Genomic DNA, 26076 nt, shown 5'->3' with positions numbered 1-26076 from the left:
TTTCGTCTATGCCGCAACCGTCCTGATTAGTTTTCACGTCTGGCGCAACCTGTCCCCAACAGCCTGACCAGACCCCACATGCCGCCATCGAACATGGCTCCACGTTCGCGCGCGTCGATACGACCAACGCACAGGAACGGCGGCACAGGCCTCATCCGGCGGCGCGGCAGCAGGGCCGCAGGCGGGCGCGCAGCACCCGGCCGGACAAGACGTGAGCACCGAATGCTCGGTGCTGGATACACCGCCGGACTCCCCGGCGGCTGATGCTTGACGGTGAATCGGACGCCTCTTTTAACGGGGCCGAAACACCAGCGAATGGCGTGAAATTCACGCGCAATGGGGCGCATTATACATAAATCAAAACGCCATCTCGAAAAGCACCCCCGACGGACCATTGATTCTCACTATGGCTGTAACAATCGGCATGCTCCGGGAATGCCCTCACCCGCGCGCCGCGGCACGCATCGCACGAGCGGCAGGCGGCGCGCGCGACCGGTACAATCGCTCCTTTTAGCCGCCGGTGCCTCCATGAAAGTCACGCTCATTCCGGTCACGCCGTTCCAGCAGAACTGCTCGCTGCTCGTCTGCGAGAAAACGGGCCGTGCCGCCGTCGTCGATCCGGGCGGCGATCTCGACCGGATCCAGCAGGAAATCGCGCGGCAGAACGTGCAGGTCGAGAAAGTGCTGCTCACGCACGGGCACATCGATCACTGCGCGGGCGCGAAGACGCTCGCGACGCACTACGGCGTGCCCATCGAGGGGCCGCAGGAAGAAGAACGCTTCTGGATCGAGAAGCTGCCGATGCAGAGCGAGCGCTTCGGCTTTCCGGCCGCCGACACCTTCGAGCCCGACCGCTGGCTGAACGACGGCGACACCGTGCAGTTCGGCGACGAGACGCTCGAGGTCTATCACTGCCCGGGCCACACGCCCGGCCACGTCGTGTTCTTCAGCCGCGCACACCGCATCGCGATCGTCGGCGACGTGCTGTTCGCGGGCTCGATCGGCCGGACCGATTTCCCGCGCGGCAACCACGAGGATCTCGTCCGTTCGATCAAGGAGAAGCTGTGGCCGCTCGGCGACGACGTCACGTTCGTGCCGGGCCACGGCCCGGTGTCGACGTTCGGCGACGAGCGCCGCACGAACCCGTTCGTGTCAGACAAGGTATTCGGATGAACCAGACCGCCATCCCGGAAATCTACGTCAGCACCGACGTCGAGGCCGACGGCCCGATTCCCGGCCCGCACTCGATGCTGAGCTTCGCGTCGGCCGCCTATACCGAGGACAAGCAGCTGATCGCGACGTTCTCGGCCAACCTCGAGACGCTGCCCGGCGCGCAGGCGCACCCGGTGCAGGAAGCGTGGTGGAAGACCGAACCGGAAGCCTGGGCCGCGTGCCGGCGCGACCTGCAGGCGCCCGAGGCGGCGCTGGTCGCGTACGTCGACTGGGTCGAGGCGCTGCCCGGCAAGCCCGTGTTCGTCGCGATGCCGGCCGGCTTCGATTTCACGTTCATGTTCTGGTACATGATGCGCTTCGCGGGACGTTGCCCGTTCTCGTGGTCCGCGCTCGACATCAAGACGCTCGCGTTCGCGATGACGGGCCTGCCGTACCGCAAAGCGATCAAGCCGCGCTTTCCGAAGCACTGGTTCGACGACCATCCGCACACGCACGTCGCGCTCGACGACGCGATCGAGCAAGGCGCGCTGTTCTGCAACATGCTCGCCGACCTGCGCCGCCAGCAGGCCGCGCTCGCCGGCCTCGCCGTATCGGACACCGATCGGTCGGAGCGCGCGGGGGCGGGACAAAATCCCACGGATCCGCGAGCAAATTAGCGAATCTCGCTCACCAGCGCCACGCCAGATTGCCTTTCCTTTCCCGGCCCTCTAACATTCAGCATGTTGTTGCTGCCGCATGGAGGCGCAGGTGACGCTCGATTCCTTTTCGCAAAAAATCCTTCGCCTGTTGCAGCTCGACGCGCGCCGTTCCGTTCAGGAAATTTCCGACCAGGTCGGCCTGTCGAGCACGCCGTGCTGGCGCCGCATCAAGGACATGGAACAGTCGGGCGTGATCCAGCGCTACACGGCGCTGCTCGATCGCGAGAAGCTCGGCCTGCACGTCTGCGCGCTCGCGCACGTGCACCTGACACGCCACAACGAAGGCGGCGTCGAGCAGTTCGAGCGCGAGATCGCGACCTGCCCGGAAGTCACCGAGTGCTACAGCACGACGGGCGAAGCCGATTACATCCTCAAGATCGTCGCGCCGGACATCAAGGCATACGACGTGTTCCTGCACGAGCGCATCTTCAAGATCCCCGCCGTGTCGCAGGTGCGCACGAGCGTCGTGCTGCGCGAAATCAAGTTCGACACGCAACTGCCGCTGTAACGCGCGGGCCGGCCCGGCCGGTGCGCGGCCGCCGGCCGCCGGTCACGCACGCGCGGGCATCGCGCGCGTGAAGCCGATCCGGCGCGCGCCGAACTCGCGCTCCAGCGCACCGACGTCGATCCGGCCGGCCAGCGCCGCATCGGTATCGTGCGGATCGCTGACGAGCGTCACATCGATCTCGAGCCCCGTACTCAGGTAATGCAGGTTGATCGCCGCCGCCTGCAGCCCGCGCTGCGCGAGCGCGGCCTCGAGCCGTGCCGCGATCTCACCGCGCGGCGGCAGCGCGAGCGCCGGACGGCGCGCCGCGTCGTTCTCCGGATCGACATGGATCAGCGCGTCGAGCACGCGCGGGTCGGACAGCACACGCGCACGCGCGGTTTCGGCAATGTAGTGCCCTTCGGATACGGAAATCTTCGGATCGACGAGGATGTGCGCGTCGACGAGCGCGGCATCGCCCATCTTGCGCGTGCGCAGGTCGTGCACGTCGCGTACGCCCGGCGTCGCCGCGAGCAGCGCGCGGATCTCGGCCGTATCGCCCATATCGAGCGCGCGGTCGGACAGGTCCTGCAGCGCGTCATAGCCGAACGTCCAGCCCATCCGCGCGACCATGAAGCCGACGATCGCGGCCGCGATCGGGTCGAGCAGCTTCACGCCGGCCAGGCTGCCGACGATGCCGATCGCGACGACCAGCGACGAGGCGGCATCCGAACGCGCATGCCATGCATTCGCGACGAGCATCGCCGAACGCACGCGCCGCGCCTCGCGCAGCATGTAGCGAAACAGCGCCTCTTTCGACACGAGTACCGTCAGCGCCACGACCAGCGCGGAAAAATGGACGGCGGGGATATTGTCGAGATTGACGAGGCGGTCGCCGGCGCGCCAGAGCATGCCGATCCCGACCGCGATCAGGATCGCGCCGAGAAACAATGATGCGACCGTCTCGTAGCGGCTATGACCGTAATTGTGGTCGGCATCGGGCGATGCGCCACTATGACGATTCGCAACCAGCACGACAAAATCCGAGATCAAATCGGATATCGAATGCACACCGTCGGCAATCAACGCCTGCGAATGCGCAATCGTACCGACGACGATCTGAAATGTGGCGAGCACCACATTCAGCACAATACTGACGAGCGTGCTCTTGCGCGCAACCGTGTGCTTATCTGCGCTCTGCGCGTCGCCGGAAAACGTGGACATGAAATATGAGATATCGGTGTGCGATACGCAATTCTATCAAAAGCGCGTCGCGAACCCGCTCAATACCCGAAAATTTCTTATTCAAATCAATCGCTTATACGAACGTGTCGCATTTTCATTCACATGGCGATTATTACATTTTCATGACAATGTTTGCAGGGCGGCTGCGTCCGGAAACAAAAAAGCCGCGCTCCTGAACGGACACGCGGCTCTTTCGAAGCGCAGACGACTTAAACAAACGTTTAAATCGCAAACTGTTCGCGGTTCTTGCCTGCAATCCAGCGCGGCGGCTTGCCACGGCCCGACCACGTCGCGCCCGTTTCCGGATCGCGGTACTTCGCGGCCACGCCTGCGCGCGGACGGCCAACCTTGCCTGCCTTCGCGCGGCTGAGACCGAGTTCGGCGAGCGAAAAGCCGTAGTCGGCAATTTTCTGCTTCACGTCATTCAGCACTTCAGCGTATTCACGCGACTTCGCTTCTTCGATTTGCTTCTCCAGCTTCTCCCGCTGGGCCAGCAGGTCCTTGTAAGAAGACATAGTTTCCCTTTCTATCTGACTAATGGCGCCGGTCTGCAGCCAGCTCACCATTCATGAAATATATGTGCCTCGGATTTTCGAAGGCAGAGATTAGCACAAAAAAGATTTGATAGAAGCGAGATTCACGAAAATCCCGAGATCAATTGTAATTCGCGCATGTCATTTTGACCGGCCGCGGCCTTTTCTCAAATTTTTACGTCTCCGTACAGAGATTAGGACATTAGCGATTGCCTATTCGGACTATCAACATACGCAATTACCCTGTATTCGGGAAAATAGAAGCTTTCATCGGACGACAGCTTTGCGAAAACCACATGACGCGGTTTGCTAAACGGACAAATCACTGACCCGCGACGTCACGTCACACCGCGTGCGCATGCCGTCAGCCGGTCGCGCAGCGCGCCGAGATCGGCCGACGGCGCATCGAAGGGCGTACGCACCCGGCGGCCGTCGTATCGCCAGTCGGCGCCGTGGCAATCGACGCCGAGCAGGTCGAGCCCGTCGCGGCGCGCCTCGCCCGTCTCGTAGGCGTTCCACAGCGCCTGCTCGTCGTCGAACGCGAGCGGCGGCCGTGCATCGAGATGCGGGCCGTCGACCCAGCCCATCCGCCCGAAACCGCCGATATAGCGCAGCCGCTCGATCTCGAGCGCCCAGAACGCGAAATCGCCGAGTGCGAGATAGCGCGCGGCGTCCGGCTCATAGCGCTGGTAGCGCGCGGCGACATGCGGATCGTCGCCGAGCGGCACGAACCGGCCGAGCAGCGTCGCACGCTCGGCGTTCAGCACGTCGCCATCCGGCGCGTCGACGACCAGGAAGCCCGCGCGCGGATCGGCGGCGAGATTGCGCGTGTGCTCGGCCAGGCCGCTGACGAGGATCACGGGCCGATGGCTTGCATCGGGTGCAAACGGGACGACCGTCGGATACGGGAAACCCTGTGGTTCGCGCGTATGAGTGGCGAGCGTGCCGAGCGCGCAACGGTGCAGCAAATGCAGCGCGAGGGCGGGATCGATGTTCAAGAGGACTCCTGCGGTCGAAGGGCGGCGCGTCGTTCATGCCGCATACGATTCGATGTTACCCGCCGGCGCGACGCGCCGCGCATCGACCGAATGGCCAATGCGGCCCGGCCGTCCGATCGTCGGCCGAACGGCAGTGCCCGGCACGATCGTAAGCGGTTCGATAGAATCGGACGATTCCGACGGACGCCGCGTGCGTCCGCGCATTTCTCCTGGCGAGCCTTTCCGTGTCCGAATCCTCTTCTCCCGAATCGTCGTCCCCGTTCGCCGCGCCGCCCGACGCGCACCGCGTGCTGCCGCTGCCGGCCCTCCAGCGCGCGCGCACGGCGTCGATGGCGCTGTTCTTCGTCGCCGGCATGATGTACGCGTCCTGGGGCGTGCACGTGCCGACCGTGCGCGACAAGTTCGCGCTGAGCCCCGGCCTGCTGTCGATCGCGCTGTTCGCGGTCGCCGGCGGATCGATCGCCGCGATGCTGACCATCGCGCACTGGATCACCCGCGTCGGCTCGCGCACCGCGTGCCTCGCCGGCGGGCTCGTGATGTCAGCGTGCGCGGCGCTGATCCTCGTCGTGCCCGACTACTGGATGCTGCTCGCGGTGCTCGCGCTGTTCGGCTTCTCGATGGCCACGCTCGACGTCGCGATGAACGCCGAGGCGAGCGCGGTCGAGATCGCGCTCGGCAAGCCGATCATGTCGTCGCTGCACGGGATGTTCAGCATCGGCGGGATGGCGGGCGCGGCCGCCGGCGGCGCGCTGCTGTCGGCGGGCATGGCGCCGGCCGTGCACCTCGCACTCGCGGCGGCCGTGAGCGCGGCGGTGCTCGTGGCCGCCAGCCCGGCCGTGCTGCCGCACGTGCCGCACCACGAACACGCGCACGGCGGCGGCAACCGCTGGCGCTCGCCCGCGTTGTGGATGCTCGGCGGCATCGCGCTGATCGCACTGGTCGCCGAAGGCGCGATGTACGACTGGGCGACGGTCTACATGCGCGACGTCGTCGCGGCGAGCCCCGCGCTCGCGAGCGCCGCGTATGCCGCGTTCTCGGGCGGGATGGCCGTCGCGCGCTTCGCGGGCGACGCCGTGCGTGCGCGCTTCGGCGCGCCGCAGCTCGTATTCGCGAGCGCGTCGCTCGCATGCGCGGGGATGATCGGTGCGCTGCTGCTGCCGAATCCGGCCGCGGTGCTGACCGGCTTCACGCTGATGGGCCTCGGCCTCGCGAACATGATGCCCGTGCTGTTCGCGGCCGCCGCGCGCGTGAAGGGCATCCACGCGGCCGAAGGGCTCGCGCACGTGGCGGGGCTCGCGTATTTCGGACTGCTGTTCGGTCCGGTCGTGATCGGTGCGGTCGCGCAGGCCGCGAACCTGACGATCGGCCTGTCGGTCGTCGCGCTGTGCGCGGCACTCGTCGCGCTCGTCGCGCCGAGGGTGCTCGCCCATCTGAAGATCTGACGGTACGACGCACACCGCCCCGAACGGCCCAAAGAAAACCAAAAGAAAACGCGCATGCGTTGCCGCATGCGCGTTTTCACCCCTTCTGTTGACCGCTTGTCGCGTTACATCTTCACTTCGTCGAGCAGCGACTTCTTGCCGCCCTTGTAGTTGTACAGCGAGATCACGCCGTGCTGCAGGTCGCCCTTCGAGTCGAAGGTCGTCGTGCCGATCACGCCCGAGTAGTTCGTCGTCGGCATCGCCGCGAGGATCTTCGCCGGGTCCGTCGAGTTCGCGCGCTTCATCGCGTCGACGATGATGTACACGGCGTCATACGTGAACGGTGCGTAGATCTGGATCGGCTGGCCGAAGCGCTTCTCGTACTTCGCCTTGAACGCCGCGCCGCCCGCCATCTTCTCGAGCGAGGCACCGGCTTCCGAGCACACCACGTTGTCGGTCGCATCGCCGGCCAGGTCGGCCAGCTTTTCCGTGCACACGCCGTCGCCCGCGAAGATCTTCGCGCGCAGGCCGAGCTGCTTCGCCTGTTTCGCGAACGGGCCGCCGGTGGCGTCCATGCCGCCGTACATGATCGCGTCGGGGTTCTCGCCCTTGATCTTGGTCAGAATCGCGCGGAAGTCGACCGCCTTGTCGTTCGTCGCGTCATGCGACATCACCTTCAGGCCGAGCGCCTTCGCCTTCTTCTCGAACTCGTTCGCGAGACCCTGGCCGTATGCGGTCGAATCGTCGACCACCGCCACGCTCTTGATGCCCTTCGAGTGCGCGTAGTTCGCCAGTGCCGGGCCCTGTTGCGCATCGGTCGCGACCACGCGGTACGTGGTCTTGAAGCCTTGCTGCGTATAGGCCGGGTTGGTCGCCGACGGCGAGATCTGCACGATGCCCGCATCGCTGTAGATCTTCGAGGCCGGGATCGACGTGCCCGAGTTCAGGTGGCCGACCACGGCGACGACCTTGTCGTCGACGAGCTTCTGCGCAACCTGCGTGGCCTGCCGCGGGTCGGCCGCGTCATCCTGCGGGTCGAGTTGCAGCGTGATCTTCTGGCCGCCGATCGTGAGACCCTTCGCGTTGATCTCCTCGACTGCGAGACGCGCACCGTTTTCGTTGTCCTTGCCCAGGTGTGCAATGCCGCCCGTCAACGGCGCGACGTGGCCGATCTTGACGACTTGATCGGCGGACGCGTTGCTTGCAGCTGCAGCGCACAGCATTGCTGCGGCGGTGATCGGCAACAGCTTTTGCATCTTGATATTCATGTAAGTCTCCAGTTCGGTCCCAATAAACGCCATCGCCCGGTGCCCCGCTGCCATCCCTGTGTTTGCAATCACTGGACGATTCGCCGGATGCATCGTTCATGCACTTGGCCTCAAGCACGTGAAAACAGCCGCTTTTAGCAGCCGCCCCCGTCCGTACTTGCGCGCAAGTGTAGGCGATCAAATTAATTTGTGGGACTTTTTTGGGGTAGTGGTAACACTACCGATATGCGCACTTTGGAAGGGTGACTCGAATATCGCCGCAAGCCCCGCCGGATAAGGGTTTCCGCTAATTTCCGGCAGCTTCCCGACAGATCGATTCAAAAGATTCCCGGGTCATTTCGATTCGGTATTTTGTGCCCGGGATCATTGAATGAAACGCGCGTGACAACACGCGCGCTTCGTCGTCCGGCATGAACCATTCAGGCGGCCGATGCGCGCCATTCGGCATCGAGCGCCGCGACGAGCTGCGACGTCGTCAGCGCATCGCCGCGGCGCCGCGCGAGCGGCGCGCCCTGTCCGGCCCACAGCGACAGGTAGTCGCCGTCGTTCGCGCGCGCGGCGGCCTGACGCAGCGGCTGCGTCAGCGCGTTCTGCACCGGGTACGGCGCGACGTCGGCCACGTGTGCGCCGAGCCGCGCCATCAGCGTGTTGCGCAACCCGCGCGCATGGCGGCCGGTGATCGCACGGGTGACCTGCGTCGACGTATCGGTGCTCGCGAGCAGGCGCGCCTTCCAGTCCGCCGCGATCGCGCTTTCCATGCAGGTGAGGAACGCGGTGCCGAGCTGGGCGCCCTGCGCGCCGAGCGCGAGCGCGGCCGCGATCCCGCGGCCGTCCATGATGCCGCCCGCGGCGAGCACGGGCAGGCCGGTCGCGTCGACGAGCTGCGGCACGAGCGCGAGCGTGCCGATCAGCGCATCGTCGGCGCAACCGATGAACGTGCCGCGATGGCCGCCCGCCTCGGCGCCCTGCGCGGACAGCGCGTCGGCGCCGGCCGCCTGCCACGCGAGCCCTTCGGCCACGTGCGTCGCGGTGCCGATCACATAGGTGCCGGCCGCCTTCAGCCGCGCGACGTCGGCCGCGTCGAGCACGCCGAACGTGAAGCTCGCGACCGGCACGCGCAGCGCGACGAGCGCGTCGAGCTGCGCGCGGAAGTCGGGCGCGTAGCGGGCCGGCGCGGTGCCCGGCGGCAAGCCGAGCGCCGCGTTCAGCGGGTCGATCGCGGCCAGTGCGCGCGCGACGGTCGCCGCGTCGGGCGTGGCGTCCGGCAGCACGAACAGGTTGACCGCGAACGGGCGATCGGTCGCCGCGCGAATGGCGTCGACTTCGGTGGCGAGGCGCTCGGGCGCGAACGCGGCGGCGCCGAGGCTGCCGAGCGCGCCCGCGTTCGATGCGGCGGCGACCATCGCGGTCGTGGTCGCGCCGACCATCGGCGCCTGCACGAGCGGCAGGCGCAGGCCGAAGCGTTCGGAAAAGGGCGTGGCAAACAGACGGGCAGACATGGCGAATCCTTCGATGAACGATGCGCGAAAGCGCTTTGTAAATGCCGGTACATCGACTCTATCGAAGCCGCTCGGCGCCGAAAAATGAATAATCGAGATCGAAACGATCGCTGCGCGAGAAGCCGGCGCGTGCGCTGCAGCACCCGGCGATTGGTGGCACACTAGGCCGCCCTCTTTCACCCCGGGGTGCGCATCGCGCATCCCGTTCGCCAGGAGTTCAGAACGTGACTGCCCAATGGATCGACATCCCGACCGGTAACGACAGCTTCGGCGGCTATCTCGCGCTGCCCAAGCGCGGCAAGGGCCCTGCCGTCATCATCATCCAGGAGATCTTCGGCGTGAACGCGCACATCCGCGCGGTCGCCGACCAGTACGCGTCCGACGGCTTCGTCGCGCTCGCGCCGGACGTGTTCTGGCGCACGCAGCCGCGCGTCGAGCTGACCTACGAAGGCGCGGATCGCGACAAGGGCATCGAGCTGATGAAGAAGACCGACGTGGGTCTCGCGGTTGCCGACATCGGCGCGGCGGCCGACGCGTTGCGCGCCCGCCCCGAAGTAGCCGGCAAGGTCGCCGCGATCGGCTACTGCTTCGGCGGCCAGCTCGCATACCGCGCGGCCGCGACCGGCAAGCTCGACGCGGCCGTGTCCTACTACGGCGGCGGCATCCAGAACGCGCTCGACCTGGCCGGCAAGGTCACGCAGCCGATCCTGTTCCACTACGCGGAAAACGATCACGGGATTCCGATCACGGCCGTCGATGCGGTGAAGGCCGCGTTCGCCGGCCATGGCCACGCGTCCTTCCACGTGTACGCGGGCGCCGAGCACGGCTTCAACTGCACGGACCGCGCGTCGTACAACCAGCGCGCGGCGGCGCTCGCGCACGGCCGCACGCTGACGTTCCTCGCCGAGCACCTGTAAACATGCCCGGCCGCGGGCCCGGCGCACCGGGCCCGCGTTATGCTCCCCTCATCGCCACGAGTCACAACGGGGGTGACAGCGATGCACTCGGACTATCTCGCGCATGACGCGATCGGCCTCGCGGCGCTCGTGCGCGGCCGCAAGGCCAGCCCGCGCGAACTGCTCGACGCCGCGATCGGGCAGGCCGAAGCGGTCAACGGCGCGATCAACGCGATCGTGCTGCAGGACTACGAAGCCGCGCGCCAGCGCGCGGGCGCCGCGCCCGAACCCGGCGCCGATGCGCCGTTCGCGGGCGTGCCTTATCTCGTCAAGGATCTCGGCGCGGCGGTCGCCGGGCTGCCGCTGTCGATGGGCAGCCGGCACTACCGCTATTTCGTGCCGGCCGACGATTCCCCGGTGATCGCGCGCAGCCGCGCGGCGGGCCTGAACCTGTTCGGCAAGACCAACACGTCGGAAATCGGCCAGATGCCGTACACCGAACCCGAGCTGTTCGGCGCGTGCCGCAACCCGTGGAATCTCGACCACACGCCCGGCGGCTCGAGCGGCGGCGCCGCGGCGGCGGTCGCGGCCGGCATCGTGCCGCTCGCGCATGCGTCCGACGGCGGCGGCTCGATCCGGATTCCCGCGTCGTGCTGCGGGCTGTTCGGCCTGAAGCCGAGCCGCAACCCGGTGCTCGTCGACCAGCCGTCGAACGGCGAACTCGTCGTCCAGCATGCGGTGTCGCGCAGCGTGCGCGACAGCGCGCTGCTGCTCGACGTGACGACCGGCCAGACGCTGCCGGCCGGCGCGCCGGGCACCTTCCTCCGCGCGATCGACACGCCGCCCGGCCCGCTGCGGATCGGCTTCGTCGTCGATCCGATGCTCGCGCCGGCACTCGCCGACGACACGCGGGCGGCGCTCGACGATGCGGCCGCGCTGCTCGAATCGCTCGGTCACCATGTCGAACCGGCGACGCTGAACGTCGACTACGCCCGCGCCGCCGAAACCTTCCTCACGCTGTGGGCGACGATCGCCGAGGAGATGGTGCTCGGCGCGCGCGCATTGACCGGCCGCACGCCGCGGCGCGGCGAATTCGAGGCCGCGACGTGGGCGATGGCCGTGGTCGGCCGGCGCCTCGCCCGCACGCGCCTGCCGGACGTGCTCGAATGGCAGCGCCAGCTGACCGTGCAGGTTTCCGGTCTCGTCTCGCGCTACGACGCGATCCTGTGCGCGTCGCTCGCGGCGCCGCCGGTGAAGATCGGCGAGCTGCAGCCGACGCCGTTCGAATCCGCGCAGATGAAGCTGGTCGCCGCGCTGCCCGTCAAGCCGCTGCTGAAGGAAATGCTCGCGAAGTCGTCGGAAAAGGCGTTCGCGTGGGCCGGCTGTACCGAGCTGTTCAACCTGACCGGCCAGCCGGCGATGTCGGTGCCGCTCTACTGGAATGCGCGCGGGCTGCCGATCGGCGTGCAGTTCGCCGCGCGCCACGCCGACGACGCGCTGCTGCTCAGGCTCGCGCGGCAGCTCGAGCAGGCGCGGCCGTGGTTCGATCGCCGCCCGCCGCTGATGCAGGCGCAGCGCTGACGCGCCGGCGCTTGCGCCACGCGTCACGAAAAAAAACCCCGCCGGGAACCCGGCGGGGTTTTGGCGCATGCAACCGCGCGACCGCGCTTACACGGCGAGCCGTTCGCAGATCGTCCGCGTGGCGGTCGCTGCGTTCAGCGTATAGAAATGCAGCCCAGGCACGCCCGCATCGATCAGGCGCTGGCACAGGCCCGTGACGACGTCCGCGCCGAACGCGCGGATCGACTCGCGATCGTCGCCGAAGCTTTCGAGCCGGCGCGCGACCCAGCGCGGCACTTCGGCGCCGCACATCTCGGAGAAGCGCATCAGCTGCGAGAAGTTCGTGATCGGCATGATGCCCGGCACGATCGGCACGTCCACGCCCAGCTTGCGCGTATCGTCGACGAAGCGGAAATACGCGTCGGCGTTGAAGAAGTACTGCGTGATCGCGGAATTCGCGCCGGCTTTCACCTTGCGCGCGAAATTCTCGAGATCGGCCTTCGGCGAACGCGACTGCGGGTGATACTCCGGGTAGCCGGCGACTTCGATGTGGAACCAGTCGCCATGCTCGGCGCGGATGAAGCTGACGAGCTCGGACGCATAACGCAGCTCGCCGACCTCGCCCATACCCGACGGCAGGTCGCCGCGCAGCGCGACGATGTGCCGGATGCCGTGCGAGCGGTACTGGTCGAGGATCGCGCGCAGGCTGTCGCGCGACGAGCCGATGCACGACAGGTGCGGCGCGGCCTCGAGGCCGTCCTTCTGCATGTCGAGCACGGTATCGAGCGTGCCCTGCTGCGTCGAGCCGCCGGCGCCGAACGTCACGGAGACGAATTTCGGCTTCAGCGGCAGCAGTTGCGCACGCGTCGCGCGCAGCTTTTCGACGCCGTCCGCCGTCTTCGGCGGGAAGAATTCAAACGAGAGTTCGATCGGTTTCATGATTCGGTGGGTTCAGCCCTCAGCCGATGTCGCGCTGGCCGAAGATCAGGGCGGACAGCAGCCACGACACGATGCTGTACAGGATCGACCCGAAGAACGCGGACCAGAATCCCGACACCTCGAAGCCCTTCAGCAGCGACGACGCGAACCAGAAGCACAGCGCGTTCACGACGAGGATGAACACCCCCAGCGTGACGATCGTCACGGGCAGCGTCAGCAGGATCAGCACCGGACGGATCACCGTGTTGATCAGGCCGAGCACGACCGCGATGATCAGCGCGGTGCCGAAGCTCTTGATGTGGATCGACGGCACGAGATACGTGATGATCAGCAGCGCGAGCGCGTTGATGACCCAGGTGAGGATGACGCTCATGGAGTGCTCCGGTTCGGTTGTCGATCTGTACGATCAGTGGCCGCCGCCGGCCGCCGCGCGGGCCCGAAGGCGCCGCGCGGCAAGCCGGCGATCCGGCGCCGGGCCGCTGCCGCACCGTGCGTCCCGCAGCGGGGCGCGCACGGCACGGCGGCGGCCGCGACGCATCAGTAGCGGTAGTGGTTCGGCTTGAACGGGCCGTCCTTCTGCACGCCGATGTACGAAGCCTGCTCGTCCGACAGCACGGACAGGTTCGCGCCGATGCGCGCGAGGTGCAGGCGCGCGACCTTTTCATCGAGATGCTTCGGCAGCACGTACACCTTGTTCTCGTACTCGTTGCCGCGCACGAACAGCTCGATCTGCGCGAGCGTCTGGTTCGCGAACGAGTTCGACATCACGAACGACGGGTGGCCGGTCGCGCAGCCGAGGTTCACGAGGCGGCCTTCCGCCAGCAGGATCACGCGCTTGCCGTCCGGGAAGATGATGTGGTCGACCTGCGGCTTGATGTTTTCCCACTGGTACTGGCGCGTCGACGCGACGTCGATTTCCGAGTCGAAGTGGCCGATGTTGCAGACGATCGCGTTGTGGCGCATCGCCTTCATGTGATCGTGGTTGATCACGTGGTAGTTGCCGGTCGCCGTCACGAAGATGTCGGCCTTGTCGGCCGCGTATTCCATCGTCACGACGCGGTAGCCTTCCATCGCCGCCTGCAGCGCGCAGATCGGATCGATTTCGGTGACCCACACGGTCGCGCCCAGGCCGCGCAGCGACTGCGCGCAGCCCTTGCCCACGTCGCCGTAGCCCGCGACGACCGCGACCTTGCCCGCGATCATCACGTCGGTCGCGCGCTTGATGCCGTCGACCAGCGATTCGCGGCAGCCGTACAGGTTGTCGAACTTCGACTTCGTGACCGAATCGTTCACGTTGAACGCCGGGAACGGCAGGCGGCCGTCCTTTTCCATCTGGTACAGGCGGTGCACGCCGGTCGTGGTTTCCTCGGTCACGCCCTTGATGTGCGCGAGGCGCTTCGAGTACCAGGTCGCATCGATGTCGAGGTGCTTCGCGATCGACTTGTACAGCGCGACTTCTTCCTCGTTGGTCGGCTTCGCGATCACCGAACGGTCCTTCTCGGCCTTCGCGCCGAGGATCAGCAGCAGCGTTGCGTCGCCGCCGTCGTCCAGGATCATGTTCGCGAATTCGCCGTTCGGCCATTCGAAGATGCGGTGCGAGAACTCCCAGTATTCGTCGAGCGACTCGCCCTTGAACGCGAACACCGGCGTGCCGGCTTCGACGATCGCGGCCGCGGCGTGATCCTGCGTCGAGAAGATGTTGCACGAGGCCCAGCGGACGTCCGCGCCGAGCGCCTTCAGCGTCTCGATCAGCACGCCCGTCTGGATCGTCATGTGCAGCGAACCGGCGATGCGCGCGCCCTTCAGCGGCTGCTGCGCCTTGTATTCGTCGCGGATCTGCACGAGGCCCGGCATTTCGGTCTCGGCGATGTTGAGTTCCTTGCGGCCCCAGCCGGCCAGTGCCATGTCGGCGACGACGTAATCGTGGGAAGCCTTGGAATCGATAATGGCGTTCATCACGCCCTCCTTTCTAAAAAAGTTCTAGATTGGTGACGTGAGCGCCGTTCAGGAAGCGGGGCCGGCGCGACGATCGCTGAACGCGCCGCACGGCTGCTTGGTGAAGCCTTCCGAGCCTGGCGGACACGGACGGTCCGTCGCAACGCTCCTCGGAAAACGGAGGGGATTGTAGCAAATCGGCGCGCAAAATGCGCGAGCACCGCGACGCAAGCACGGCACAAGCGCGCGGCGTCGGCGCGCGTGGCCGCCCTGACAGGGTCAGGACTCCGCGCCGACCCAGGCCTGTTCGCGCAGCCGCGCGCGCAGGCGCGCGACGGCCTGGCTGTGCAGCTGGCACACGCGCGACTCGCTCACTTCGAGCACCGCGCCGATCTCGCGCAGATTCAGACCCCGTTCGTAGTACAGCGACATCAGCAGCTTCTCGCGCTCCGGCAGCCGCTCGATCGCCTCGACGAGCGCCTCGCGCAGGTGCTCGTCGAGCAGCGCCGACAGCGGATCGGCGTGATCGACGCGATAGCGGTCGAGAAACGGCTCGTCGTCGGCCGCGCGGTCGAAATCCTCGTAGTAGATGAGCTGGCTGCCGTGCAGGTCCTGCAGCATCCCCTGGTATTCGTCGAGCGGCATCTTCAGGTGCTCGGCGATCTCGGTCTCGCTCGCCGAGCGGCCGAGATGCTGCTCGACCTGGTGCACCGCGTGCTCGACCTCGCGCGACGTCTTGCGCAGGCTGCGCGGCAGCCAGTCGTTGCTGCGCAGCTCGTCGAGCATCGCGCCGCGGATGCGCTGCGTCGCGTAGGTCTCGAACTGCGCGCCCTGGTCTTCCTTGTAGCGGCCGGCCGCGTCCATCAGGCCGATCATGCCGGCCTGGATCAGATCGTCGAGGTCGACGCTCGCCGGCATCTTCGCGACGAGCTGCAGCCCGAGGCGACGCACGAGCGGCGCATATTGCGCGAGCACGTCGGCTTGGGACATCTTTCCTTGAGCGTTGTACATCATGGCTCTCTCCTTCCGGTGGCGCTCACGCGGCGTGTGCCGCGCCGGCCTCATACGACGGCTTGCCGCCCGCGTGGACCGCGCGCCCCGTGCCCGGCCGCGGGCGCATCGGCCAGTACAGCAGGTCGGCGGCAATCTGCCGGTAGTCGCGCGCGGCCGGCGACGACGGGAACGCATCGACCACCGCGTGCATCAGTTCGCGCGCATGCTCGACGAGCGGATCGGCGCTCACGCAGCCCGCGTCGGCGATCGACACGGTCAGGTAGCGGCTCGCGACGCCCGCGAGGTTGTCGAAGGCCGTCTTCGCGTCCGCGTGGCTGCCGACGTGATTGGTCAGCACGCGGAACTGCGCGAACGCGTGCGCGAAATGCAGCCGCTTCATGCATGCGTACGCCTCGGTGATCGCCTGCGCGGCGACCCGCGTGACGACCAGCACGTCGTGGGCCTCGCGGGCGAGCGCCGAGAACGAACCGTCGGCGCCGAGCTGCGCGTCGACCAGCACGATGTCGGCCGGGCCGTCGATGAAATCGCTCAACTGCGCGTCGCTGTAGCCGGCACGCGCGAGCCGCGCGGCCGCGCACAGGCCGAAGCCGGCGGCCACCCGCGTGCGTTCGCCGTCGCGCAGCCACGCGCCCGCCAGGGTCGCGCTGGCCGAATGCACGTCGGCGCGTTCGTCGACGACGAGCACGTCCTTGCCGAGCGACGCAAGCGCCGTCGCCAGATTCACGATGGCGGACGTGCAGCCCACCCCCGTCGGCCCGCCCGTCACCGCGACGATGCGCGACGCGCGCCCGGCCAGCAGGCGCCGCAGCCCTTCGGCCTGGTCGATGATCCGTTTATCCAAATCGCACCTCGTGCAGCTCGGCGGTGGAACGTGCGGTCAGTGCGGAAAGCAGCGTCGGCATGTCCTCGTCTTGCGGCACGAAGGGGGAGCCGTCGCGCGGCACACAGAACGCGCTCTTCAGCAGGAATTTGGTCGAGGCGACGTACAGGTTCTCCGGCACCTTCTGGCCGGTCGACACGTAGTGGACCGGCAGCTTGTAGCGGATCACCGTGTCGAGCACGCCGCCGAGGTGGGTCGCCTCGTCGAGCTTCGTGAGGATGCAGCCGGCGAGATCGGAGGATGCCGCGTGCGGATGCTCGCCCGCGCTGCGGTATGCCTGCACGACTTCGTTGAGCGTGTCGCCGTGGCTCGTCGCGTTGAGCAGCAGCAAGCGCTGCACCGGCGCGTTCGCGCCGTGCAGCATCGCGATCTGGTCGGACACCGCGCGGTCGCGCTGGCTCATGCCGATCGTGTCGATCAGCACGATGTGCTTGTTGCGCAGCTCGGACAGCGCGAGCGCGAGATCGCCCGCATCCTTCACCGCGTGCACCGGCACGCCGAGGATCTTGCCGAAGATGCGCAACTGCTCGTGGCCGCCGATCCGGTAGCTGTCGGTGGTCAGCAGCGCGACCTTGCTCGCGCCGAAGCGCATCACGCAGCGCGCGGCCAGCTTCGCGGTGGTGGTCGTCTTGCCGACGCCCGTCGGCCCCATCAGCGCGAACACGCCGCCGCGCTCCATCAGCGCATCCTCGCTGTCGAGCACCGGCAGGTTCGACGCGAGCACCGACTGCGCCCATTCGGCGGCCTGTTCGAAGGTCTGCGTGCCGTCGCCGGACGGCAGGTTGTCGACCAGCATCCGCACGAGCTGCGCGGAGAAACCGGCCGCGAACAGGTGCTTCGTCAGCGCGCCGTGCACGGCGCTGCGACGCTGGCGGTCGTGCCACTTCAGGCTGTCGAACTGCTCTTCCATCATCCCGCGCAGTTCGCCGAGTTCCTGCATCACCGTGTCGTTGACGATCCGCTCGATGCGCGACTTCACCGCGTCGGCCACCGCGGCGGCCGTGTCGGCGGACAGGCGCGCGCGCTCGGCCGTCTTTGCCGCGTGCGCGGCGCCCGTGTCGGGCGCGCGGGAGGCGGCCGGCATCCGGCGCTCGGCGTCGCGCACGATGTCGCGCGCCCAGTCGGGCGGCGTCGCGCGCGCGGCGGCCTGCGGCGCGGGTGCGCTCGCGGGCGGCGTGGCCGGCGCCTGCGCGCGTGCGATCAGCGCGTCGCGCTGCTGCGTCAGGCGCTTCGCGTGCTCGACCAGCCAGGGGGCAGGTTCGGCCGCGCCGGCGGCCGGGGTGTCGGCGGCGATGCCGGCGGCGGACGTGGCGATCGGCGGCGAGGCCGCAGCCGGCGGCATGGCCGGCGCATCCGCATCGAGCGCCGACGCGTGCGCGTCCGGCTCCTCCGCGTCGGCGCTCGCGCCGAACACGGACGAGAACACGTCCGGCAGCCCGCCTTCGCCGGCGGCATAAGGATTCATGACCGGGCGCGCCGGTACCGCGCCCGGGCGCGACACGATGCCCGGCACGGCGGCGGCCGGCACGGATTCCGGCAGGCGCGGCGTGGCGAGGCGCGAGCGGGCGGCCGGCGGCGTCACCGCGGCCAGGTCCGAATCGGCGAGTGCAACGATTTCGACGCTGCCGTCATCGAGCGTGCGGTTCGACAGCACGACCGCGTCGGCGCCGAGCGCCTCGCGCACGAGACGAAGTGCGTCGCGGCTCGTTGCGCCGGTGAATTTGCGAATGTTCAAGCGGAACCCCCGATGACGTTAACGACCTTGATCGTGCGTGTGTCCGGCACTTCGGCATACGACAGCACTTTCAATTGCGGCAGGCTGCGGCGCAGGAAACGCGCGAGCATCGCGCGCAGCGCGTGCTGCACGAGCAGCACGGGCGGCAGCCCGAGATTCTGTTGACGCAGCATCGCTTGCTGCGTGCCGGTCAGAAGGTTGTGCGCGAGGCCGGGTTCGAGGCCCGGGTTCGCGCCGGTGGCGAGCGCCTGCGACAGCACGCGCTCGAGATTCGCATCGAGGCCCATCACCTGCATTTCGCCGGCGCCCGGATACCACTGCTGCGTGATCGCGCGGCCGAGCGAGAGCCGCACCGCGGCCGTGATCTCGTACGCGTCGCCGCGGCCCGCGTGTTCGGACACGGCCTCGAGGATCGTGCGCATGTCGCGGATCGGCACGCCTTCCTCGAGCAGGTTCTGCAGCACCTTCTGCAGCGTCGTCAGCGAGATCGTCTTCGGCACGAGGTCCTCGACGAGCGACGGCGCGTCCTTGCCGGTGCGCTCGATGAGCGCCTGCACTTCCTGGCGGCCGAGCAGTTCGGCCGCATGCTGGACGACGAGATGGTTCAGGTGCGTCGCGACGACCGTGCTCGCGTCGACCACCGTGTAGCCGTACACCTGCGCCTGCTCGCGCAGCGCGACGTCGATCCACACGGCCGGCAGCCCGAACGCGGGATCCTGCGTGACCGCGCCCGGCAGCGCGGCCGTCACCTGGCCCGGGTTGATCGCGAGCCACTGGCCCGGGAACACTTCGCCGACGCCGATCTCGACGCCCTTCAGCGCGATCCGGTACGCATTCGGCCGCAGCTCGAGGTTGTCGCGGATATGGATCACCGGCGGCAGGAAGCCGATTTCCTGCGCGAATTTCTTGCGGATGCTCTTGATGCGCTTGAGCAGCTCGCCGTCGCTGCCCTTGTCGACAAGCGGGATCAGCCGGTAGCCGACTTCGAGGCCGAGCGGATCGATCAGCTGCACGTCGTCCCAGGTTGCCTCGTGGCTGTCGGACGGCAGCACCGCGGGCGGCGCGATGTCGGTCACGTCGCCGGCCGCCTTGCGGGCCGCCGCGCGCCGGGTCAGCGTGCGGGCCAGCCAGATCGCGCCGCCGCCGAGCGCGAGAAACGCGAAGTGCGGCATCCCGGGGATCAGCCCCATGACCACGATGATCACGCCGGTGATCGTCAGCACGCGCGGGTTCGTGAACAGTTGGCCGGTGATCTGCGTGCCGATGTCCTCGTCGGTCGCGACACGCGACACGATCACGCCGGCTGCAGTCGAGATCACGAGCGACGGGATCTGCGCGACGAGGCCGTCGCCGATCGTCAGCAGCGTGTAGTTCGTGCCGGCCGCGGCGAACGACATGTCGTGCTGGACCATCCCGACGATCAGCCCGCCGATCACGTTGATCGCCATGATGATCAGGCCGGCGATCGCATCGCCGCGCACGAACTTCGACGCGCCGTCCATCGACCCGTAGAACTCGGCTTCCTGCGACACGGCGAGACGCCGCTTGCGCGCCTGTTCCTCGTTGATGAGGCCCGCGTTCAGGTCGGCGTCGATCGCCATCTGCTTGCCGGGCATCGCGTCGAGCGTGAAGCGCGCGGACACTTCGGCGATCCGCCCCGCGCCCTTCGTGATCACCATGAAGTTGATGATCATCAGGATCACGAACACGACGATGCCGACCGCGAAATTGCCGCCGACGAGGAAGTGGCCGAACGCCTCGATCACCTGGCCGGCGGCGTCCGGCCCGGTGTGGCCCTCGAGCAGCACGACGCGCGTCGACGCGACGTTCAGCGACAGGCGCAGCAGCGTCGAGAACAGCAGCACGCTCGGGAACGCCGCGAAGTCGAGCGGCTTCATCGTGTACATGCTGACGAGCAGCACCATCACCGACAGCGCGATGTTGAACGTGAACAGCAGATCCAGCAGCATCGGCGGCAGCGGCAGGATCATCATCCCCAGAATCATGCAGATGAGGATCGGGCCCGCGAGCGCGCGCAGGTTCGTGCCGGCGAACGGGTTCTGGCGCTTGGCGAACAGGCCGGTGGTCGGGGTGCTCATGCTGCCTCCGGCCGGGCCGCGTCAGGGGCGGTAGCCGCTACGGGGAACGGCGCGCACGGGTGAGCGTGGGGGCGGATCATTGCGACGCTCCTTGCTGGCCGAGCGTGTCCTCGGCTTCCTCGCGTTCGTCGCCGGCGGCGACCGACGTGCCCTTGTCGAGTTCGGCCGGCACGTCGAGATCGACCGGCACCGCCGGAAACGCGCCGCCTTCCGAGCGGAAGCGCTTGAGCTGGTAGACCCACGCGAGCACCTCGGCGACGGCCGAGTACAGCGAGCCGGGGATCTCGCGCTCGAGTTCGACGTTGTGATACAGCGCACGCGCGAGCGGCGGCGCCTCGAGCAGCGGCACGTTGTGTTCGGCCGCGAGTTCGCGGATGCGCGCCGCGACGAGGTTCACGCCCTTCGCGACGACCTTCGGCGCGCGCATCTCGCCGTCCGTGTATTGCAGCGCAACGGCGAAGTGGGTCGGGTTCGTGACGACCACGTCGGCCTTCGGCACGGCCGCCATCATCCGGCGGCGCGCGATCGCGCGCTGCTGCTGGCGGATCCGCCCCTTCACGTGCGGATCGCCTTCGTTCTCGCGATGCTCGCGCTTCACTTCTTCCTTCGTCATGCGCAACTTCTTGTTGTACTGCCAGATTTGGTAAGGCACATCGAGCGCGGCGACCACCAGCATCCCGGCGACCGTCGTGCCGCAGCACACGGCGACCAGGTGCAGCGCGTCGGGGAGCGCGACGCCGAGCGGCTGCGTCGCGAGGCCGAGCAGTTCGTCCTTGCTGCGCCAGATCGCGACGCCGCCGATCCCGCCGACGACGATCGTCTTCGCGACCGACATCCCGAGCTGGATCGGCCCCTGGATCGAGAAGATCCGGCCGAGGCCCGAGATCGGGTTCAGGCGGTCGAACTTCAGCTCGAACGTCTTCTGCGAGATCAGCCAGCCGCCGAGCGCCATCGGCGCGAGCAGCGCGGCGAGACCGGTGAGCGCGAGGATCGGCAGCAGCGCGGTGAGGCCCTCGAGGCTCGCGCTGCCGGCCGCCGACAGCATCCGGTTCGTGTCGAATGCGGTCGCGCGATCGAACGTGAACGCGCCGCGCAGCATCGTCTGCAGATGCGCGCCCGACGGGCCCGCGAGCAGCCATGCGCCGTAGAACCCGGCCGCGAGCAGCGCGAACGAAGCCAGCTCGCGCGAACGCGCGACCTGCCCCTCCTCGCGCGCCTTCTCGCGGCGCCTGGGAGTGGCGGCTTCGGTCTTGTCGAGATCGCTCTCGTCTGCCACGGGGCCTCCAGTCGGGTACGGCGGAATGCCGCTTTCCAGTGACACCGATTATTCATGCAGGCGTCAAACGCCGATCGGTCGAGCAAAGCCGGGAAAGGGGGGTATTTCGGAGAATCGGGCGAGCCGGTGCGAACGCGGCTGGCGCGGGGGCGCAGCGACGCGCGGCAACGCGGAAAAACGTGCCGATCGGCGCGATGGCGAGGGGTCGGCCGCGGGCAGGACGCCGACGGCGGGAAGCGGGGAAAAGGGTGAAACGACTGCGGTGAACCGACGGGCGGGAAAGGCGGGATATTCAGGCCCCGGCGCGACGCTCGCGCGCCGGGGCGGGGCCGGTCAGACGGCCGGAATCGGATCGGCGCCGAAGCGGTTCGGGCCGTCGGTGCCGCGCGAGCACATCCACACGAGCAGCAGGATGCCGCCGACCACCGGAATCAGCGCGATCAGCAGGAACCAGCCCGAGCGGCCCGTATCGTGCAGGCGGCGCACGCTGACCGCGATGCCGGGAACGAGCAGCGCCAGCGAGACCAGGCAGATGACGCCGAGCAGCAGCAGCGTGATCAGGCCGCCATCGCGGCCGGCCGCGCCGATGACCTGGGCCGCGATCGAAAGAATGACGCTCAGCAGCGTGAAATACCAGTATTCGGCACGACGCGCACGGCCTTCGAATGTCGCGTATTTATTGAGTGCGGTACGAACGGCTTCGGAAAAACCCATCTTATTACCCTCCTGTTTTATATTGGCACCCCGGAAACAACGCCGGCATTATATGTTTGATTTTCACCGGACTCCATCTCTTTCGCCTGCCGGCCGGCGCTCGCCCGTTCGCATGGACGCCGATGCCGCGCGGGAAAGGCCGCTTAAGCATAATGCGGTACCGCGGCCTTGCATGCCGCGTCATTTTAATAATCTTGAAGACCTGACAGAAACGACAGCCCCCGATAATCCGGCATTTGATTACATTCGAATGAAACCGCGCACCAACGATAATCGCGTGACGTGCGCGGCATTCGATTATCCGGCCTGATCCGCCGCCTGCTGCAGCGCGGCGAGGTCGAGCTTCTTCATCGTCATCACCTGCGCCATCACGCGCTCGGCGCGCGCCGGGTCGCCCGTCATCAGTTCGGCCATCTGCACCGGCACGACCTGCCACGACACGCCGAAGCGGTCGCGCAACCAGCCGCACTGCTGCGCGCGCTCGTCGCCGCCTTCGGACAGGCGTGCCCAGTAATGATCGATCTCGTCCTGGTCGCGGCAGTTGACGACGAACGACACGGCCGGCGTGATCTGGAACACGGGGCCGCCGTTCAGCGCGACGAACGCCTGCCCGTCGAGCTCGAACGCGACGGTCATCACCGCGCCCTCCGCGCTGCCGGACGCGTGCGCGCCGGCCTTGCCGTAGCGCGCGACGTGCACGATGCGCGCGTTGTCGAACACCGACACGTAGAAGCCGGCCGCCGCCTCGGCGTCGCGGTCGAACCACAGGAACGGCGTGATGCGCTGGATACGCGGGTTCATGACGTTGTCTCCTCGATGTCGTGCCGGCACCGGTGCCGGTCTTACATCGTAGGCGCTGCGCCCGCGCGCGGCGGAAATCCGGCCCATCGGACACGCACGGCGGCGCGATAAAAAAAAGGGGGCGATCGCTCGCCCCCTTTGTTCCCGCGTGCCGCCGCGCCCTGTCAGAACGCGACGAACGGCGGCGCGCCGCCGCTCGCGGTCTTGTCCATCCCGAAGTAGATCGTCTTGCCGTAGAAGTGCGGCATGCCGATGTCCAGCCAGCTGGTCGAGCCGAACGGGCCCGCGATGTCGTTGAACGCGAACGTCGACGGGTTCGAGAACAGCGAATCGGCGTTCGAGACGGGCATCGACACGACACCCGACGCGCCGTTCTGGCCGCTCAGCGTCGCCGAGTAGGTCGTCGCGGACGACGGGCAGTAGAACTCCGTGTTCCGCGAACAGACCGTCTGCGCCGAATCGTTGAAGAAATACGCGTTCGAGCCCGTATCGAAGAACGCGGTCACGTTGCGCCCGAGGAACGTCGCGCTGACGTCGCCCGTCGTGGTCGACGTCAGGACCGTCTTGCCGCTCAGGCTCGGCAGGCCGAACGTCAGCGTCCCGGTCGCGCTCGCCTGCCCGTTGCTCGAGATGGCCGGCATCTGCACGCTCACGCCGTCGCTGTTCGCGAAACGATGGACCGGGTTGGCCACCTGCTGCGACAGCGGCACGAGCGCCACCGTGCAGCTCGCGTTGTCGCCGTTCGGGCACGCGTAGTAGTTGTTGCTCGACGACGTCGACGTCGCGCAGGTCGTGCCGCAGTCGTACGGCGCGGGCCCGATGCCGAGGATCCCGTTCGCGCCCAGCGCACCCGCCGAGTTGGCCGACGCGCCGCCGTTCGTGCACGAGCTCGGCACGTTGGTCGTGCCGAGGTCGCCGATGATCTGTACGGGCAGCGCGCTCGCCTGCTCGGTGCCGATCGACAGGTCGACCGTGCGTACCGATCCCCACGTGTAGCTCGACACGAACTTGCCGCACTCGGCCACCGGCGCGCCGCCGCTCGTCACCTGCGGCAGGCTGCCCAGCACGCCCGACACCGCGCTGCCGACGAGCCGCAGCCCGTAGGACGCGGTATCGACCAGCACGTTGTTGACCACCTGGCAGTTCGACGTGCCCGGCGCGCAGACCTTCACGCTGATGGTCGGGATGTTGATCACGTTCGCGACGCCCGTGGCGACCGTGATGACGGCGGTATTTCCGGAATTGCCGTCCGATCCGCCGGATCCGTTGTTGCCGTTGTTGCCCGTGTTGCTGCCGCCGCCGCCGTCGCCGCCGCCGCATGCGGTGACGAGCACGGCCGTCGCGGCCGCGAGGCCCAGCACGCCGAGCCAGCGCTTGAATGTACGATGAATGCTCAAGATCGCTCTCCCGCTGTCACTGGATGTCGGTGCCGGCCAGGCCGGCCGGCAGCGCCGCCGGCAGCCACGCCTGCCCCGAGAACGCGCCCATGTGGCCGCCCGTCCGGATCACGAGGCCGCTCGTGTCGACGGCCACGGGCGCACGCCAGCCGCGCGCCTTGTGCGCCGCCTGGACGCCTGCGGTGTACTGCGGGAAATAGCTGCCGAGCAGCGACGCGAGATCCGGCATCGTCGGCCCGCTCCACGCGAGGCCGAACACGCTGCCGGCGGCCGACGTGTATTCGTGGATGACGGTGCCCGACCCGAGCGTGATCTCGCGGACGGTATAGCCGGCCGTGCTCGTCTGCACGCCGTCCGCCGAACGCATCGCGCGCTGCAGCGCGCGCACGGTGGCGGCCTGATCGTCCGCGGGCGGCGACATCGGCGCGCCGCCCAGTTCAGCATGTGCGTGGACGGCCCACAGCACACCCATTGCGGCCGCCGCCTGTGCGACGGTCCAGCCCAAGCGTTTCAGCTTCACGTTCCCCCCTAAGGGATTGGCTTCGTTGCGGCGGCGCCGCCATCGGGCCTGCGCCGCCTGCCAACCGATGATTCGTACGAATGACGCTACGTTGCTGCTGACGCGTAGTATGCCTGCTGAGTGTGACCAAGTGTCAATTCGACGCAGGATCACGCCGCGCCGCAGGGACGCGGCGCGCACGGGGAAACGAGGCGGGAACGGGAAAGGCGCGCGGCGGGCGCCCCGCGAAACGGGGCGCGCCGACGCGTGGCGGCAAGGTCAGAAGCCGAGGCTCGCGAGCAGGTCGTCGACCTGCCCCTGGTCCTGGACCACGTCGGATTTGCCTTCCGGCGCGATCTGCGGGCCGTTGAGCAGCGACTCGGGGCTGCCGGTCGCACTCATCTGCTCGGCCGCGAGCGCGGCCGCGGTGGCCGCGAACTGTTCGCGCCGCTCGGGCGCGATGTTCTCGACGAGCACGGTGAGGAGCTGCTGCTCGATCAGGTAGACCATGTCCATGATCTTCTTGATCACCTGCCCGGTGAGATCCTGGAAATCCTGCGCGAGCATGATCTCGAGCAGCTGCGCGCTGGTGGCCGACGTCGCCTCGGGCAACGTGCGCAGGAACGCGCGCGTATCGTCCATCAGCTCGCGCACTTCCGCGTGCTCGATCGGCGCCGCATACCACTGCGTCCAGCGCGCGTCGAGCGCCTCGGCCTCGTTCTGGATGCGCGCCTGCATCGGCTTCGCGACCTCGATCGCATTCAGCACGCGCACGGCGGCCTGCTCGGTCATCGTCGCGACGTAGCGCAGCCGGTCGCGCGCATCGGGCACGGCCTCCGCCGCGCGCTCGACGTGCTTGTCGAGCCCGAGCTCGCGCATCGAGTCGCGCAGCGTGCGCGTGACGTGGCCGATGCGCGCGAGGATGCGGTCGCTCGCGAAATCGGCGCCTTCTGGCTGGCTGTCGGCGCTGAATCCCGCGCCGGCGAGCGCCGCATGGATCGGCTCGTTCACG

At 67.8% G+C, this 26076-nt stretch carries 24 protein-coding genes and 1 riboswitch; of the genes, 6 read left to right on the top strand and 18 right to left on the bottom strand.

What is annotated here, in order from left to right; genetic code table 11:
* The first annotated feature begins 528 nt into the window (after positions 1-528).
* The 3 genes from HWX00_RS24395 (at position 529) to HWX00_RS24385 (ending at position 2379) form a co-directional block, all read left to right on the top strand.
* Positions 529-1173: an MBL fold metallo-hydrolase gene (locus tag HWX00_RS24395; RefSeq protein WP_175028533.1), complete on the top strand. Its 645-nt coding sequence runs from the start codon at positions 529-531 to the stop codon at positions 1171-1173.
* Positions 1170-1829 carry a 3'-5' exonuclease family protein gene (locus HWX00_RS24390; protein ID WP_049030364.1) on the top strand — a complete coding sequence of 220 codons (660 nt, stop codon included), beginning with the start codon at positions 1170-1172 and terminating at the stop codon, positions 1827-1829. Before HWX00_RS24395 ends, HWX00_RS24390 begins: the two co-directional genes overlap by 4 nt.
* A 79-nt stretch (positions 1830-1908) precedes the next feature.
* Positions 1909-2379 (top strand): Lrp/AsnC family transcriptional regulator, encoded by a 471-nt coding sequence (locus tag HWX00_RS24385; protein WP_006477376.1) that lies wholly within the window; start codon positions 1909-1911, stop codon positions 2377-2379.
* 42 nt (positions 2380-2421) lie between these two features.
* Here HWX00_RS24385 and HWX00_RS24380 read toward each other — a convergent pair whose 3' ends face one another.
* The 3 genes from HWX00_RS24380 to HWX00_RS24370 all read right to left on the bottom strand — a co-directional run bounded on the left by HWX00_RS24380 (position 2422) and on the right by HWX00_RS24370 (position 5131).
* The gene (locus HWX00_RS24380) at positions 2422-3579 is read right to left on the bottom strand and encodes a cation diffusion facilitator family transporter (RefSeq protein ID WP_034188062.1); all 1158 of its coding nucleotides are present in this window, start codon (positions 3577-3579) and stop codon (positions 2422-2424) included.
* A gap of 242 nt (positions 3580-3821) precedes the next feature.
* Positions 3822-4115 (bottom strand): H-NS histone family protein, encoded by a 294-nt coding sequence (locus tag HWX00_RS24375; RefSeq protein WP_006491875.1) that lies wholly within the window; start codon positions 4113-4115, stop codon positions 3822-3824.
* Between the two features lie 356 nt (positions 4116-4471).
* The gene (locus HWX00_RS24370) at positions 4472-5131 is read right to left on the bottom strand and encodes a HugZ family pyridoxamine 5'-phosphate oxidase (RefSeq protein ID WP_034188063.1); all 660 of its coding nucleotides are present in this window, start codon (positions 5129-5131) and stop codon (positions 4472-4474) included.
* Between the two features lie 224 nt (positions 5132-5355).
* Between HWX00_RS24370 and HWX00_RS24365 the strand changes: the two genes are divergently transcribed.
* A complete protein-coding gene (locus HWX00_RS24365) occupies positions 5356-6573 on the top strand; it encodes an MFS transporter (RefSeq protein ID WP_175028532.1) in 1218 nt (405 codons plus the stop codon).
* Between the two features lie 104 nt (positions 6574-6677).
* On the opposite strand, the gene HWX00_RS24360 is transcribed toward HWX00_RS24365, so the two are convergent.
* The gene (locus HWX00_RS24360; protein ID WP_034188065.1) at positions 6678-7820 is read right to left on the bottom strand and encodes a branched-chain amino acid ABC transporter substrate-binding protein; all 1143 of its coding nucleotides are present in this window, start codon (positions 7818-7820) and stop codon (positions 6678-6680) included.
* Positions 7821-8239: 419 nt separating this feature from the next.
* On the bottom strand, positions 8240-9319 hold the full coding sequence (locus tag HWX00_RS24355; protein WP_059559365.1) for an NAD(P)H-dependent flavin oxidoreductase: 1080 nt from the start codon (positions 9317-9319) through the stop codon (positions 8240-8242).
* Positions 9320-9543: 224 nt separating this feature from the next.
* On the opposite strand from HWX00_RS24355, the gene HWX00_RS24350 reads away from it, so the two are divergent.
* Positions 9544-10236, top strand: a complete 693-nt coding sequence (locus HWX00_RS24350) for a dienelactone hydrolase family protein (RefSeq protein ID WP_175028531.1) — start codon at positions 9544-9546, stop codon at positions 10234-10236.
* Positions 10237-10317: 81 nt separating this feature from the next.
* Positions 10318-11796 carry an amidase gene (locus HWX00_RS24345; RefSeq protein WP_175028546.1) on the top strand — a complete coding sequence of 493 codons (1479 nt, stop codon included), beginning with the start codon at positions 10318-10320 and terminating at the stop codon, positions 11794-11796.
* Positions 11797-11883: 87 nt separating this feature from the next.
* Here HWX00_RS24345 and metF read toward each other — a convergent pair whose 3' ends face one another.
* The 13 genes from metF to cheZ all read right to left on the bottom strand — a co-directional run bounded on the left by metF (position 11884) and on the right by cheZ (position 26075).
* The gene (gene metF / locus HWX00_RS24340) at positions 11884-12714 is read right to left on the bottom strand and encodes a methylenetetrahydrofolate reductase [NAD(P)H] (protein ID WP_034188068.1); all 831 of its coding nucleotides are present in this window, start codon (positions 12712-12714) and stop codon (positions 11884-11886) included.
* A gap of 19 nt (positions 12715-12733) precedes the next feature.
* Positions 12734-13087 carry a phage holin family protein gene (locus HWX00_RS24335; RefSeq protein ID WP_006477367.1) on the bottom strand — a complete coding sequence of 118 codons (354 nt, stop codon included), beginning with the start codon at positions 13085-13087 and terminating at the stop codon, positions 12734-12736.
* Between the two features lie 164 nt (positions 13088-13251).
* Positions 13252-14670, bottom strand: a complete 1419-nt coding sequence (gene ahcY / locus HWX00_RS24330; RefSeq protein WP_034188069.1) for an adenosylhomocysteinase — start codon at positions 14668-14670, stop codon at positions 13252-13254.
* Positions 14671-14702: 32 nt separating this feature from the next.
* A riboswitch (S-adenosyl-L-homocysteine riboswitch) is annotated at positions 14703-14827 on the bottom strand.
* A 101-nt stretch (positions 14828-14928) separates the two neighbouring features.
* A complete protein-coding gene (locus HWX00_RS24325; RefSeq protein WP_034188070.1) occupies positions 14929-15663 on the bottom strand; it encodes an RNA polymerase sigma factor FliA in 735 nt (244 codons plus the stop codon).
* Between the two features lie 22 nt (positions 15664-15685).
* Positions 15686-16504: a nucleotide-binding protein gene (locus HWX00_RS24320; RefSeq protein WP_034188071.1), complete on the bottom strand. Its 819-nt coding sequence runs from the start codon at positions 16502-16504 to the stop codon at positions 15686-15688.
* Entirely contained in the window at positions 16497-18278 is a 1782-nt protein-coding gene (gene flhF, locus HWX00_RS24315) for a flagellar biosynthesis GTPase FlhF (RefSeq protein WP_059559370.1), read from the bottom strand. Before flhF ends, HWX00_RS24320 begins: the two co-directional genes overlap by 8 nt.
* A complete protein-coding gene (gene flhA / locus HWX00_RS24310) occupies positions 18275-20377 on the bottom strand; it encodes a flagellar biosynthesis protein FlhA (protein ID WP_059559372.1) in 2103 nt (700 codons plus the stop codon). Before flhA ends, flhF begins: the two co-directional genes overlap by 4 nt.
* Before the next feature lie 76 nt (positions 20378-20453).
* Positions 20454-21653 (bottom strand): flagellar biosynthesis protein FlhB, encoded by a 1200-nt coding sequence (gene flhB, locus HWX00_RS24305; RefSeq protein ID WP_034188074.1) that lies wholly within the window; start codon positions 21651-21653, stop codon positions 20454-20456.
* 333 nt (positions 21654-21986) lie between these two features.
* Positions 21987-22367 (bottom strand): DUF805 domain-containing protein, encoded by a 381-nt coding sequence (locus HWX00_RS24300; RefSeq protein ID WP_034188075.1) that lies wholly within the window; start codon positions 22365-22367, stop codon positions 21987-21989.
* A gap of 297 nt (positions 22368-22664) precedes the next feature.
* Entirely contained in the window at positions 22665-23168 is a 504-nt protein-coding gene (locus tag HWX00_RS24295) for a VOC family protein (RefSeq protein WP_034188076.1), read from the bottom strand.
* Between the two features lie 164 nt (positions 23169-23332).
* Positions 23333-24565 (bottom strand): DUF3443 family protein, encoded by a 1233-nt coding sequence (locus tag HWX00_RS24290; protein WP_175029358.1) that lies wholly within the window; start codon positions 24563-24565, stop codon positions 23333-23335.
* Between the two features lie 16 nt (positions 24566-24581).
* Positions 24582-25085: a DUF2844 domain-containing protein gene (locus tag HWX00_RS24285; RefSeq protein WP_034188078.1), complete on the bottom strand. Its 504-nt coding sequence runs from the start codon at positions 25083-25085 to the stop codon at positions 24582-24584.
* Between the two features lie 258 nt (positions 25086-25343).
* A complete protein-coding gene (gene cheZ, locus HWX00_RS24280) occupies positions 25344-26075 on the bottom strand; it encodes a protein phosphatase CheZ (RefSeq protein WP_069707187.1) in 732 nt (243 codons plus the stop codon).
* Position 26076 lies beyond the last annotated feature (1 nt).

This window comes from Burkholderia seminalis DSM 23518 (assembly GCF_902832885.1).
Taxonomy (GTDB): domain Bacteria; phylum Pseudomonadota; class Gammaproteobacteria; order Burkholderiales; family Burkholderiaceae; genus Burkholderia; species Burkholderia seminalis.
The sequence above is the reverse complement of the archived record's forward strand: the minus strand, read 5'-3'. Positions and strand labels throughout refer to the sequence as shown.